The sequence below is a fragment of the Microseira sp. BLCC-F43 genome (assembly GCF_041929235.1).
GTDB lineage: Bacteria > Cyanobacteriota > Cyanobacteriia > Cyanobacteriales > Aerosakkonemataceae > Microseira.
In genome coordinates this window covers 1-13012 of sequence record NZ_JBHFNP010000140.1, presented here as the reverse complement: position 1 = coordinate 13012, position 13012 = coordinate 1, and the positions used below count along the sequence as shown (strand labels likewise).

Sequence of the window (13012 nt, the reverse complement as noted above, 5' to 3'; positions counted from 1 at the left end):
TGCTAATTGCTCGCAATTCAATTGCCTCCTCCAGCAGCCATTAGCGATTAGCTATTAGCAGTTACACAACCGTTGCTACTGGACATGATATGATATCGTTTCCGGTTGCATCTAAATGATTAAAATTGGTGGTAGGGGCACGCTAGCAGAAAACCTTCGAGTTTTGGGCTTGCGCCTATTGATGGCGTGCCCCTACAATAACTGTGTTGTCACCAATTGAAAATTGCTGTAATTCCGATGCAACCGGAAACGATATGATTGGTAATATCAATTCCTTAAGCTAAGGATTTGTATAGGGGGAGTGGTTTTTAGCCAATTCTTCAAAGTCCTCAAGAGTCCCCCAATTCCTCCAGATCCCATTGTTTACTATATCAATGCAACCAAACACGATATAAAACCCGCCCCTACTAGCTCCCGTAGTTAGAGGATGGCGACAATATCATAAGTATTGCAAGATGGATGGGTCTAGAAACTCCTTGTACTTCATCCAAAAACGTGCTTACCGCGTATTCAATCAGGAAACCAAACAAGACCGCTACTCGAGTAAAAAACTACTAGACAAGGCGTTCCCAACGGTTCCTGATTCCGAAAACAAATTCGTCAACGTCAAAGGGAATAAATCGCCCTACGACAGCGATATCGTCTATGGGAGCGAACGCGAATGCCAGCTCTACGACGGGGAAATCCTCAACGCTGCCAAACGGCAACACCATTCATGTGCTTTTTGTGGTCACAAATTCATGCCTGGTCAAAGAATAAACCTTCACCACAAGGATGGAAGACATTCAAACTGGAAAAAGGACAATCTGGAAGCTGTGCATGAATCCTGCCACGATTACATCCACATCAGCAAAAGCCACGGCTAAGAATATCGGGATCCGGGTGCTGGGAAACCTGCACGCCCGGATCTAAATGGGAGGGGCGGGGTCATAATCGCCCCCCTCGACCCAACTCGCCTACCCTGATGGCAGACCCTAAAGCGCAGCGTAGGTAGTTCACTTGACTTGCTGAACGAAATCTTCTCCAGCTTCGATTTGCTGACTCAAAAATACGGCTGGGAGAAAATCAAGACAATTGGCGATGCCTATATGGTGGCGGGTGGCATTCCTACCCCTAAGAGCGACCATGCAGCAGCGATCGCTCTCCTCGCACTCGATATGCAACCAGCGATCGCTCATTTCCATCAACAACGCGGCGAGGACTTCAGCATCCCCATCGGCATCCACACCGACCCCGTTGTTGCTGGTGTAATTGGTATCAAAAACTTTATCTACGACCTCCGGGGAGATACGGTCAATACCGCCAGCCGTATGGAATCTCACGGCCTCCCCGGTTACATTCAAGTATCAGAAACAACATACCAAATCCGGCGGAATCAGTTTCTGTTTCAGCCCCGAGGTGCGATCGATGTCAAAGGTAAAGGAAAAATGCGTACCTATTTTCTTAAACGTATAAAATATAGCCCGGTCTAAATGAAAATTTATCTCATAACTTCCCCGCTGAAACTGTTAAAAAAAAGTGAATTATTCAACGATAGATTGTCTGGTATGGGAAGATATAACATTATCTTAGAGCTAATTGCTAATTGCTAATTGTTAATTGCTAATGGGATTTGGACGATTAGCGATTGGCAAAAAACAGCGAATTGCGAATTGCTAATTGTTAATGTAATTTAGACGATTAGCGATTAGCCATTAGCAATTGAAATAAAAAATATTATACCAAAAATATCGTCATTACTTATCGGGGGAAGAAAGCCGTGCAATTCGATAACTACGACCCAGGCGATTTTTACGACGAACTGTTTATAGCTCCAGGTAAACCCCGTCCTGAAGCAATGTTGTTAGTCGAGAAAATAAATTCCCTATCGCTAGAGGAATTACTGCGAAGACAACAAGCCGCACAGACGGCTTTGATGAAATTGGGGGCAACTTTTAACGTTTATGGGGATAGTCAAGGAACCGAGCGCATCTTTCCGTTTGATGTGATTCCAAGAATTGTTTCAGCACAGGAATGGAAGGTTCTAGAAACAGGACTTAAACAGCGCATCTATGCCTTGAATTGTTTTATTGCTGATATCTACGACGAGCAAAAGATTATCAAAGACGGGGTGATTCCCGTGGAGATGATTGCATCGGCGAGTCGGTTTCTCTCTCCTTGTATTGGGTTAAAACCTCCCGGCGGAATTTGGTGTCACATTACGGGGACGGATTTAGTGCGCGATCGCTCCGGCGAATGGTACGTTTTAGAAGATAACTTGCGCTGTCCTTCCGGGATTTCCTACGTGCTAGAAAATCGCCAGGTGATGAAGAATTCCTTCCCAGAGTTGTTTGCTCAAATGGGAATTCAACCCGTGGATGGATACGCGAGTCATTTACTCGACGCCCTGCTGACTTTAGCACCGACGGTACCCGAACCCAACGTCGTAGTTTTGACACCGGGGATTTACAATTCCGCCTACTTTGAACACTCTTTCCTCGCCCAACAAATGGGGGTGGAATTAGTAGAAGGTCGGGATTTGGTGGTGTCGGATGGCTACTTGCAAATGCGTACCACCAAAGGATTAAAGCGCGTCGATGTCATCTACCGACGTATCGATGACGACTTTATCGACCCGAAAGTTTTCCGTAGCGACTCGCTGTTAGGCGTACCCGGGTTAATCGAAGTTTACCGTCAGGGACGAGTGGCGATCGCTAACGCACCGGGTACGGGTATTGCAGATGACAAAGCAATCTACGCCTACGTACCCAAAATGATTAAGTTCTACCTGGGAGAAGAACCGATATTGCAAAACGTCCCCACTTACATTTGTGAGGATGAAAAAGAGCGCGCCCACGTGCTAGAAAATTTGGATAAGCTAGTCGTCAAGTCGGCTAACGAGTCAGGGGGATACGGGATGTTAATTGGACCCCACGCTACCGAAGAAAAACGGCAAGAATTTGCCCAATTAATTCAGGAAAACCCCCGCAATTATATCGCCCAGCCCACCCTATCGCTTTCTAGAGTACCGACAATTGTAGGCGATCGCTTTGAAGGTTGTCACGTAGATTTGCGACCTTATATTATCTACGGTCAAGATATCTACGTTCATCCAGGCGGACTGACTCGCGTAGCACTCAAAAAAGGTTCATTAGTCGTCAACTCTTCCCAAGGCGGCGGTAGCAAAGATACTTGGGTTCTTGCAAATTAGCTAATGGCTAATGGCTAATGGCTAATTGTCAGGATAAAAATTCAATTAGCAATTAGCAATTAGCAATTAGCCATTAGCAATGACCCATTACCCATTACCCATCACCCATTATGTTAAGTCGCGTTGCTAATTCAATTTACTGGCTGAATCGTTACGTAGAACGATCGGATAATGTAGCTCGTTTCATCGATGTGAATTTGAATCTGATTCTGGATTTTCCCACAGGGGTAGCCGAACAGTGGGAGCCATTAGTATTAACGACGGGGGACACCCCAATATTTAAAGAACGCTACGGTAAAGCCTCCGCAGAAAACGTGATTCAATTCCTAGCATTTGACAGCGAATATCCCAATTCAATTGTAGCTTGCTTGCAGCGGGCGCGGGAAAATGCCCGCTCGATTCGAGAAATTATTTCTTCGGAAATGTGGGAGCAAGTTAATGCTTTTTACCTGATGGTAAAAGAAGCAGCGAAAGAACAAACCATCGCTGAATTGCACGAATTTTTCACGCAAGTCAAACTCTCTAGCCATTTGTTTGCCGGGGTGACGGATGCCACTATGAGTCATAACGAAGGGTGGCATTTTGGGCGCATGGGGAGATTTTTGGAACGCGCGGATAAAACCAGTCGCATCCTGGATGTAAAATACTTTATTCTGTTACCTTCAGTGACAGATATTGGCACACCTCTAGATGAAATTCAGTGGATGGCTTTGTTGAAATCTGCCAGCGCTTACGAAATGTATCGCAAATCCAAGCAACATCGAATTATGCCAACTCGCGTCGCAGAATTTTTAATTTTAGACCGCGAGTTTCCCCGGTCAATTCAGTTTTGTCTGTCGCAAGTAGCAGAATCTTTGGAGCGAATTAATGGAACGCCAGAAGCGACTTGCAATATGCCTGTAGGAAGAGCTTTAGGTCGGTTGCGAGCCGAATTGGAATATACAACAATGGAAGAGATTATGGAGATCGGTCTGCATCAATTTTTGGATAACTTGCAGCAGCGAATGAATGAGGTAGGCAAGAAAATATTTGAATCGTTTTTCGCGCTGCAACCTGTTGGCTAATAGCTAATTGCTAATGGCTAATGGGTAATGGGTAATAACGCCTGTTGATCCCCCCAGACCCCCTGAATAAGGGGGGCAGGGGGGGATCCCTGGGAAGGGGGGTTTGGGGAGATTGGTTTAGCAATTAGCAATTAACAATTAACAATTAGCAATTAGCAATTACCAATGCGTTACCAAATATTACACACCACGACTTATACTTACGCTCCGGCGGTGGTTTTAAACCCCCATGTAGTGAGGTTGCGATCTCGCAGTGATGGCAACCAAACCCTGCACTCTTTTTGCCTAGAAATTAGTCCAGAACCCGCCGGAATTTCCCAGGTGCTGGACTTAGAAGGAAATGCCGTCACTCGCATGTGGTTCGTAGAACCCACCGACCATTTAACGATTAAAGTCGTATCCGAAGTTGAAACTCACTGTACCAATCCCTTCAACTACATTTTAGAACCTTGGGCAATCCAATTACCTATTGATTACCCAAGTTCAGTCCTTACCCAAATAATGCCTTACCTCAACCCCCAAGGTACACCCTCAAATATAGACCCAATTATCTACGAAATCGCGCAAGAAATTTGCCATGAAGTGAGTGGCAAAACTGATATATTCTTGACACAATTGAATCAACGCATTTACAAAAATTGTTGTAAACAGGAAATTCGGGAAACAGGCGCACCCTTCCCCCCAGGAATTACCTGGAAACAACAAGCTGGTTCTTGCCGAGATCTTGCCGTTGTTTTTATCGAAGCTTGTCGCGCCGTCGGTTTAGCTGCTAGATTTGTCAGCGGATACCAAGAAGGGGACCCCGACAGCGAAGAATTACATCTCCACGCTTGGGTAGAAGTATATTTACCGGGTGCAGGTTGGCGGGGGTACGATCCGATACAGGGTTTAGTTGTAGCAGATCGGCATATTAGTTTAGTGGCGAGTGCTTTACCAGGAAATGCTGCCCCAGTTTCCGGCAGTATTCGTGGTAATGCCCGGTCTACTATGCACTATGATTTGAAAATTATTCATCAGGACTTAGGCAAACACCAAAGTTTCTCTGAAAAAGATGGCTAATTGCTAATTGCTAACTGTCAATTGCCAGACAGCAGCGATTAGCGATTAGCTATTAGCAGTTACACAACCCTTGCCTAAGTACATGATATGATAGGTCGCCCAAGCGTAAGTCCTGTTGATTTGAAACGCCCATTCTGAACAAATGAAAAATTAAAAAAATCCACGGAAAATCGGGTTGTTCAAGTGCAATAAGTTATACTCCAAAAAACTTAATTGCAGTTGTGATTTGCAGGTGACCGATGCTGCTGCTGGAAGTATCTCAGACCGAAGCAATCGCAGGTGAAAATGCCGTTACCATTTCCCAGTTACCCGTTGTTTGGCAAAACATCGCCACCGGGGAGTCAAACGTTGCACTTTCCGAGCCAAAAAGTTATGTTCAGATGGCGCAGTTGTTCCAATACAAATTAGAACAAGGTGACTTAGACTTATTTAACGAACGTGCAGATATAATTCACCTCAAACCATTTTTGGCCCAACTCTTTGGACAGCTAGCGCGAGAAACCCTCGAATTTTACGGCAACGAATTTTTAATTGAAAACTATCCCGAATTTACAGAAATACTGCGACAACTGGACTCAAAAAAAATACATTTTAGCGATGAATTAAAAGTCCTCAGCATTGGGATAGATCTTTTTCAAGAGTTTGGTTACGAAGTGCCTGCCAGCTTTTACCAAGTCCACCTCGCACCCATTTTCCGAGATCATATTTTTGCAGGACGCGCTTTAAGATTTGATATGATGTCCGCCTAATTACCCTGAATAAAAATATCTCCGCGTCACCGCGTCACCGTGTCTCGGCGTCATTCCTAACTATGGGTGAAGAACCGGACATGATATGACCCCCGCAATGCAGAAGACAAACGTCCCTGGGATGCTGTGCTTCACGCCTGCAAGGTGTTTGCCATCCAGATGAAAATTCAAAGCATTGCTTCCAAATACGGTTTTACCTATCACCACGGATGCGGTTGTAACTCCCACCTATCGGCAATTGATCTATCGGAGGGAGCATTTGAATATGAATTAAGTCCCCAAAAACGTCAGCGATGGATTCGCAGTTTTATCTGGACAATGTGGGACGAATATGCATTTTTATCCCTGGTACCGAATACTAGCTATTTGGTGTGATAAAAGAATTGCAGATTGCAGATTTAAATCAAATCTACAATCTAAAATATGCAATTCTTTTATTGAATTTCCGAAGTTGGTGGTTCGAGTTGGTATCCCTGTGCAAGCTCAACAGCAGAAACTCCTTCTATCCGCTCGATTCCTGGCAGTTTTGTAGAGTCAATGGAACCCGCAATCACTCCAATTTGTTCCATCAACTGTTCTACTTTCATTCCATCAGCTTGCAAAGCTGTAACAACTTCCAGGATTCGCTCCCTGTACTCATCCTTAACCAAAACTGACAAATTAACTTCGGACATAGCCAGCCTCTTTTACCTTAAGGCGCTTGTACAATGCCAACACCAACATCTTCTGAGGGCAGGGGTAACCGACGCGCGGTGCGTACAAGCAGATTCCACAGTTCCTGACCTTTGAGTCCAGTTGCCTGAGCATGAAGAGCTGCGATACCCGCCACATGGGGTGTTGCCATACTCGTGCCGCTAATTGTGTTGTACTGCATTGGCATCAGCCAGCTGGAGCGAACCGCGACACCGGGACCGGCAATGTCAATCTGACCCCCGTCTGGATTGATGCCTCGATTAGAAAACCATGCGATTTGCATTTGGGAATCAATTGCCGCAACAGCCATGATCGATGGGCAGTTAGCCGGATGACCGACTGGATTGATCGTGCGCTGGCGTCGGCTTTCGTTCCCTGCGGCTGCAACAATCAAGGTACCACGGCTGAGCGCTCTTTGAGCGACTGCTTCGTACACGCGAGAGTAAGGCGTACCAACTTTGGTAGGCGATCCCAGGGACATAGAAATAACTTGGCATCCATTTGCTAGCGCCCACTCAATCCCCTGGAGAATTCCTCCATCAGCGCCACTACCCCGATTGCTCAGCACTTTGCCTGCATAAATTTCTGCGTTATAAGCAATGCCGTAGCGAGGCAGTTGGCTGGGTTTGAGAGCGCCCAGCGCCGTACCAATGCAATGGGTTCCATGCCCATGTCCGTCCTGGACTTCTTCCCCTAAAATAAATGATTTGCTTTGGATGCTTCGACCAATAAAATCAGGATGATTCAAATCGAAACCCGTATCGAGAACTGCAATCTTAATGCCTTGACCGCTGTAGCATGAATTTACCACCTTGGTTGCTTGGAGTCCCCAAGTAGCGACAGACTCATCCACCTCTTTCATGGTGAGTTGTCCTTGTTCGGTGGGAAGTAAGCTACCAACGAGTTGGTTTACAGCATCGCGGTAACCTTTGAGGTAGTCCGCTGTCACGTCGATGTTTGTTAGCGAGCGCATCAGCTTCGGATACCCTAATTCTGGATCTTCGAGGGCATAAACCACCCTTTCTGGTTCAATTGCCAGAATCGGACTGTTTTCATCAGCAGACACTCGGAGCGATCGCAATTGTGCCGGTGCTGCATCTACCACCGCCACCCCCAAAGTACTTAAAACTATGGGGCTATTCGCCTCACCAGACAGATTTATACTCGCTGTTTCGCTCAGCATTTGCATCCCAGCATCGACTGCATCCTCACGAAACAGGACTAGATACCTACCTGTAGTTTCAGACCCAGCCACTATTGGATTAATATTGTTCACCATTTCACAATTTTCCTTGTGCGTTCTCTGTTATCTATAACGAAGGCTCAAAGCCAAATATTCCCAAACTGACTAACTTCAGTTGCCAGTTATATCATGTCCGGTTAAATACTTATAATTAGGACTGACGTGGGGACGCGGCGACGCGGCGACGCGGCGACGCGGAGAAGTTTTTATTATCAGCAATCAAGCGGACATGATATTACATTCCTTGGCGCTGGTAATGGGTAATGGTCACTCTTTAGACTGCCAATGAATCCAATTACCAATTACCAATTACCAATTACCAAAGCAACTTGTGTTATCACAAAACAAAATCGCAGCCAGCAGATTTAAACCGCATAACGCGAGAGCCAGATCCGCCGCCGAAACGAACGCCAATCGAGATACCAATTCCCCACTTCACGGGTGGATGAGTCGGCACGTCAAAGCGGACAAATCCAGCATTGCCACTAAGATTTACACCGTTATGTTGGGCAATCTTGTCAGCGCCATCGAAGATGTGAACGTCTCGCACCACTGCATCGGCTGACAGGGTTTCAAATAACAACATCACTGACCCAACTCGCAGCCTTTTGTCATTGACAATAACTGTAGTAGGAATGGCAAAGTGGAACCAATTATTCGTGTTTGGTTTGCCCTCGACTTCGATGTAAAACCCAGCCCTCCAAACCCTGGCAATATTGTCAGGAACTTCGATCTCCATGCTGTGACCGTGTGTCCACATCGCCTGTGCCAGAGAAGAGAAGGTGACGCGCTCAATCATCTCGCGAACGTTGGGACGATTGCCGATGCGTTGGCTGCGGGGTCTTCCGGGAGCATCTTGCTGGGGCGAACCAGTCGTGCGAAGCAAACTCCTGGCTGATTCTGGCGATAAAGGAGCGATGCTGCGTTGGCGCAATACGCCTTGAACGCAACCCAAAGCACCAACGACGATCGGCGAAGCGCTAGAAGTGCCGCTGAATTGGTCGGTGTACCACAAGTCTTCGTTGCTACCTCCCTGCAAGTCGCCGTAACCGCAGGTGGTCACCTCGCGTCCCCAACCTTGGGCGTCGAGTATCGAGCCATAATTTGAGAAGTCTAGGCGCGACCTGTCGGGGCCATGATCTCGTCCGTGAGTACCTGGAGGTGGCGCCCCCGCACCGACAACGATCGCACCAGAATCGCGATTGGCGCGGTTAAATGGGTTAGTCCAAGTGGCGGGAAATCCTGGAGCTGGCGTATTGTAAACCGGATCGTCCAAGTTTTCCGCCCCGTTGCCTGCTGCTTCCACAACGATGACGCCGCGACTGGTAGCATAGCGAATCGCGTCGAAGTCGTCGGGCCACCATTCAATCGCAATGTAGCCTTGCTGTCCAACTCCCGTAGCGCGAGGTCCAGGTCGGTGCAGTTCGATCAGAATGATGTCGCCTGGATTGAGCAGATCCGCAGCTTGGCGAATCGCTCCCGCCGATCCGGGGCCGCCAAAAATGGAGACGGCGCGGACGTTAGCATCGGGACAGATGCCGGTAATGCCAAAGGGATTGCGATCGCCGCCAAACTCCCCAATCACTGCCGTCCCGTGATTGCGCCAGCCAATATCCGTCGATTGAGTACCGCCAACTACACCGCCTTGGTTTTGCGTCAGATCCTCGTGGGTGAAACGCCAAGCACCTTCAATATCAATAATTTTCACTCCCGCACCACCGCCGCCCGGTATCGTTGCAGCGTAATTGGCGTCAATGCCAGCCGGTGCCGCACCCAGATACCCTTGGCGAGCCGTAAAATCGGGGGTGGCTGGGGGCGCATCTGTTGCGGTGGGTATCATGTCGTTCAGCCGCAGGGGTGGTTCCGCTGCTGGCTTCACGTAGGCAGCGCTAACAACATCCAATTCCCGCAGGCGCGTCGCCAGTTCGTCCAATCGCTCGTCTGGGGCTTGCACTCGATAGTAAGTTGATAGATCCGGTACATCTGTCCCTGAAGTCTCTGCTAAAGACAAAGTCTTCTGTTGGACTCTCTCTTCGCTGGCACCAAACAATGGTTGCAAGGTGATATTCTCAGATGCCAGCAAATCTGCTAAAGACGAGACATCCACGCCAGCAACAGATCTGACGCCTGCGGTTGTAGCTCGCAATCCGGCTTCAGGCTGAACAATTACAATTAATTCGCGTTCCATATTGTATTCTTTGCATTCCAACAAAGTTCAGCAGCTTTCTTGGTGGGTGATTGGCGAATATCTCGCTGCTTTTACCTCACTTTGTCTGCTCTGTTCTTTTTAACGATGGAGAAGTGCAAACTATTCCGGAACTGACTGAAAAAGTTATGTTATAGATCCCAGACATAAGATCTCCCTTGCAAAAATACCTTAAATGGGTGAAGCGCTGTTGTAAAAACCTTGCTTTGGTCGAAAAAGACCCTTCAGTTTTGTTTTTGTAAACTTTTACTACTGAATTTTTTCACAAATCTCGCTTTCTGATTGGGGAAGTATGGTTATGAATTTAAAAAAACCAGCAGAGTCTGAACCTGTAGGCTCTCTGCATCTATGTTTCGATCGCCTCCTGCTTCAAACTATCGAGAGAATTGCCCGCAAGCAAACCAGAGGCACAAGAGTTTCCTGGGAAGATGCCCAACAAGTTGCGTATGAGAAAGTATTACAAGCTACGCAAGCTGGCAAGTTCCGCAAAGGAGGAGTAGAGGAATTTTATCATTGGGCAGCAACTGTGGCGCGGTTTGCCATCATCGATTTGGTGCGTCACGAACAGCAATTTCATTGTCAAAGTTTAGACCAGAATATTCCCGGAACCGATGTGCCTTTGTCTGAAACGATCGCCGATGAATTCAATTTATTAGATGCTTATGAACGTGCCGATCTAGTGCTAAAAGCTATAGAGGCGATTAAGCAGAGCGATCGCCTCCACCCAGATCGCGCCTATCTCAAACTCTGGCAAGGAAGGGTTGAGGGTAAAAGTCAGGCGCAACTAGCTGCTGAGTTGGGTGTGACTCAAGGCGCCATCTCAAAGCGCTGGAAAGAATTGTGCCACAACATCGCCCAGATACTAGGACTGTTGCAAGTTGACGCCGTTAAACAAGAACTGGGACAAATTCACCAGCAGAAGACACCCAGAACCCGCTCTCAGAGCAAATGGTAGAGAAACCCAGGTTTTTCGCTGCCCGTCAATTGGGAATAATCAATACAACTGGTTATACGATGATGCCGTCATCCGTTAATAAAAACAAACACCAGTTGCAGAAAAATCAATTATCCTCGTCTGGAGCGAAAAATCTATGGAGAAAGATTTTGGGCAAGAATTTAACCCACCAACGCCGCAACCCGGAGAAATCTGGGAACTCAGTCGATACCTGCGAAGTCCTCTTTTGTTCTCAAAGGAAGAGCAACAGCAACTCTACTCAGAGGCGGCGCGCCGGTTTCTAGAAGCAAAGTCGCCACCCCGCTACGTAACGATCGTAAACTCACCCGATCCACCACTAGATCCAGAAGCAGAATCGCAAGTTGTTTCTGTAATGTTGATGTCCCCTGAAACTAATTTTTTGAGCGATGTAGATTTGCTTATTCCTCAAGAAATTTCTGGTATAGGACAAGATTTGCTGGCTGAAACTTGGCACATTCTGCCGATGTTGACTTGTAATTTACTACAGCCAGTTGGGCGGCGATTGTCTAGAGAGATTTACGATTTATTGATGACTGTAGGGGACTACTACCTCGGTTTGGTTGATGCAGCACCCTCACCCCAGGAAATTCAAGCATTAGGGTTGAAGATTGCCCCAATTTCAACCAGCGAACAGCCAGAAATTCAAGTATTTCATCGGCAAGAACAAGCCTGGAGTGATGTTTTGCTCGTCCCGTTAGCTGCTTACCGCGCCTACTTTAAAGGGATGAAACTGACGGAGGTGGTATTAAATGAATACCTACAAATTTCGCGATATTTGTCAGTTGAAACCCAACAGGATTGTGAAATTTGATTAACTGTATTTTTGGCTGACTTTTTTAGGGGGTTTGGGTAGATTAACTCCCACCTATCTGCTATTGATGTATCGGGGGGAGCGTTTGAATATGAATTAAGTCCTCAAAAACTTCAGCGATGGATTCGCAGTTTTATCTTGACAATGTGGGACGAATATGCATTTTTCGACCAGATGCCAAATACTAGCTATTTGGTGCGATCAAAGAATTGCAGATTTGCAGATTGCAGATTTTAGATGCGATCTAAATCTGCAATCCTTTGTTATCTATAACCCACATTCCGCCTGACGCTACCGCTGCAACCGGACAGGATATCAGTAGTTTTATATGCTTGACTTACTTTCCATAGTGTGATAAAAAATAAATTTGAACACCAAAATAAATCATTTATGAAAGTGGCTATTGTTTTTTGGGGCTATGTCCCAGAACCTCCCATATCAAATTCTGTCTTAACTTTGATATATGAATACAAGAGTTTTCTGGAAAAAAATGGACATCAAGCTGATATTTTTAATCGAACAGATTTTGACGCTGTGATAGAAGAAATAAATAACAGCGATTATGATTTTGTACATTTACATGCTTTTCAGTATGTTAAAGATTTCAATCAAAAGCTGAAACAAAAATATTGTTTTACTTGCCATGACGGTTATTTATTGAAGTCAGATACACGTCACCAAAGTTTATATCAAAAATTATTGCCAGATTTTTTAAATACACCAGGAATCATTGCCCATTCCCATGTAACCAAAGAATTTTTTAGGAGGAAAGGTTATTCTGGATATATATCAATTCAGCCTAATGGCATTGATACACAGAAAGTAAATTTTCAAGCTCAAGGAAATAATAAAGCTATTTGTTTAGGTTGGATTCAACCGGGAAAACAACAGAGATTACTGGGTAACATCATAGATGGAAAGATAGAATTAGATTTTGTTGGGCCTTTAGATGACCCTGATTTTGCTCCAGGAACAACCACAAAATATTTAGGTATCTGGAGTTTACAACAAGTTTATAATA

Annotated in this window: 11 protein-coding genes and 2 pseudogenes; 10 read left to right on the top strand and 3 right to left on the bottom strand. The window is 46.0% G+C overall.

The genetic code is table 11. The annotated features are described in order from the left end of the window. Positions 1 to 419 precede the first annotated feature (419 nt). From ACE1CM_RS19710 to ACE1CM_RS19680, 7 genes and pseudogenes are all read left to right on the top strand, one after another. Positions 420 to 866 (top strand): annotated as a pseudogene (locus tag ACE1CM_RS19710) (HNH endonuclease); the annotation flags it as partial. Positions 867 to 1004: 138 nt separating this feature from the next. Further along, a pseudogene (locus tag ACE1CM_RS19705) lies at positions 1005 to 1472 on the top strand (adenylate/guanylate cyclase domain-containing protein); the annotation flags it as partial. A gap of 365 nt (positions 1473 to 1837) precedes the next feature. After that, positions 1838 to 3190: a circularly permuted type 2 ATP-grasp protein gene (locus ACE1CM_RS19700; RefSeq protein ID WP_374879595.1), complete on the top strand. Its 1353-nt coding sequence runs from the start codon at positions 1838 to 1840 to the stop codon at positions 3188 to 3190. Between the two features lie 110 nt (positions 3191 to 3300). Then, a complete protein-coding gene (locus tag ACE1CM_RS19695) occupies positions 3301 to 4254 on the top strand; it encodes an alpha-E domain-containing protein (protein ID WP_374879561.1) in 954 nt (317 codons plus the stop codon). Positions 4255 to 4419: 165 nt separating this feature from the next. After that, the gene (locus ACE1CM_RS19690) at positions 4420 to 5313 is read left to right on the top strand and encodes a transglutaminase N-terminal domain-containing protein (RefSeq protein WP_374879559.1); all 894 of its coding nucleotides are present in this window, start codon (positions 4420 to 4422) and stop codon (positions 5311 to 5313) included. A 239-nt stretch (positions 5314 to 5552) separates the two neighbouring features. Next, on the top strand, positions 5553 to 6062 hold the full coding sequence (locus ACE1CM_RS19685; RefSeq protein ID WP_374879557.1) for a hypothetical protein: 510 nt from the start codon (positions 5553 to 5555) through the stop codon (positions 6060 to 6062). A gap of 159 nt (positions 6063 to 6221) precedes the next feature. Beyond that, positions 6222 to 6437, top strand: coding sequence for a hypothetical protein (locus ACE1CM_RS19680; RefSeq protein WP_374879555.1), 216 nt, complete (start codon positions 6222 to 6224; stop codon positions 6435 to 6437). Positions 6438 to 6496: 59 nt separating this feature from the next. On the opposite strand, the gene ACE1CM_RS19675 is transcribed toward ACE1CM_RS19680, so the two are convergent. The 3 genes from ACE1CM_RS19675 to ACE1CM_RS19665 all read right to left on the bottom strand — a co-directional run bounded on the left by ACE1CM_RS19675 (position 6497) and on the right by ACE1CM_RS19665 (position 10186). Further along, the gene (locus tag ACE1CM_RS19675) at positions 6497 to 6736 is read right to left on the bottom strand and encodes a hypothetical protein (protein WP_374879553.1); all 240 of its coding nucleotides are present in this window, start codon (positions 6734 to 6736) and stop codon (positions 6497 to 6499) included. Positions 6737 to 6753: 17 nt separating this feature from the next. Then, positions 6754 to 8034 carry a S8 family serine peptidase gene (locus ACE1CM_RS19670; protein ID WP_374879551.1) on the bottom strand — a complete coding sequence of 427 codons (1281 nt, stop codon included), beginning with the start codon at positions 8032 to 8034 and terminating at the stop codon, positions 6754 to 6756. A gap of 301 nt (positions 8035 to 8335) precedes the next feature. Continuing rightward, complete coding sequence (locus tag ACE1CM_RS19665; protein WP_374879549.1) at positions 8336 to 10186, bottom strand: DUF6623 family protein; 1851 nt, start codon at positions 10184 to 10186, stop codon at positions 8336 to 8338. A 316-nt stretch (positions 10187 to 10502) separates the two neighbouring features. Here ACE1CM_RS19665 and ACE1CM_RS19660 point away from each other — a divergent pair, with 316 nt between their 5' ends. The 3 genes from ACE1CM_RS19660 to ACE1CM_RS19650 all read left to right on the top strand — a co-directional run. Beyond that, positions 10503 to 11159, top strand: a complete 657-nt coding sequence (locus tag ACE1CM_RS19660; RefSeq protein WP_374879547.1) for a sigma-70 family RNA polymerase sigma factor — start codon at positions 10503 to 10505, stop codon at positions 11157 to 11159. A 136-nt stretch (positions 11160 to 11295) separates the two neighbouring features. Next, entirely contained in the window at positions 11296 to 11991 is a 696-nt protein-coding gene (locus ACE1CM_RS19655; RefSeq protein ID WP_374879545.1) for a hypothetical protein, read from the top strand. Positions 11992 to 12381: 390 nt separating this feature from the next. After that, the coding region (locus ACE1CM_RS19650; protein WP_374879543.1) for a glycosyltransferase at positions 12382 to 13012 on the top strand (631 nt) is incomplete at its 3' end.

Excerpts from the sequence above, each read along its gene's own strand:
- ACE1CM_RS19700 (WP_374879595.1), top strand. The coding sequence starts at position 1,838 with ATGTTGTTAGTCGAGAAAATAAATTCCCTATCGCTAGAGGAATTACTG.
- ACE1CM_RS19660 (WP_374879547.1), top strand. The coding sequence starts at position 10,503 with ATGAATTTAAAAAAACCAGCAGAGTCTGAACCTGTAGGCTCTCTGCAT.
- ACE1CM_RS19665 (WP_374879549.1), bottom strand. The coding sequence starts at position 10,186 with ATGGAACGCGAATTAATTGTAATTGTTCAGCCTGAAGCCGGATTGCGA.
- ACE1CM_RS19685 (WP_374879557.1), top strand. The coding sequence starts at position 5,553 with ATGCTGCTGCTGGAAGTATCTCAGACCGAAGCAATCGCAGGTGAAAAT.
- ACE1CM_RS19655 (WP_374879545.1), top strand. The coding sequence starts at position 11,296 with ATGGAGAAAGATTTTGGGCAAGAATTTAACCCACCAACGCCGCAACCC.
- ACE1CM_RS19695 (WP_374879561.1), top strand. The coding sequence starts at position 3,301 with ATGTTAAGTCGCGTTGCTAATTCAATTTACTGGCTGAATCGTTACGTA.
- ACE1CM_RS19670 (WP_374879551.1), bottom strand. The coding sequence starts at position 8,034 with ATGGTGAACAATATTAATCCAATAGTGGCTGGGTCTGAAACTACAGGT.
- ACE1CM_RS19680 (WP_374879555.1), top strand. The coding sequence starts at position 6,222 with ATGAAAATTCAAAGCATTGCTTCCAAATACGGTTTTACCTATCACCAC.
- ACE1CM_RS19690 (WP_374879559.1), top strand. The coding sequence starts at position 4,420 with ATGCGTTACCAAATATTACACACCACGACTTATACTTACGCTCCGGCG.
- ACE1CM_RS19675 (WP_374879553.1), bottom strand. The coding sequence starts at position 6,736 with ATGTCCGAAGTTAATTTGTCAGTTTTGGTTAAGGATGAGTACAGGGAG.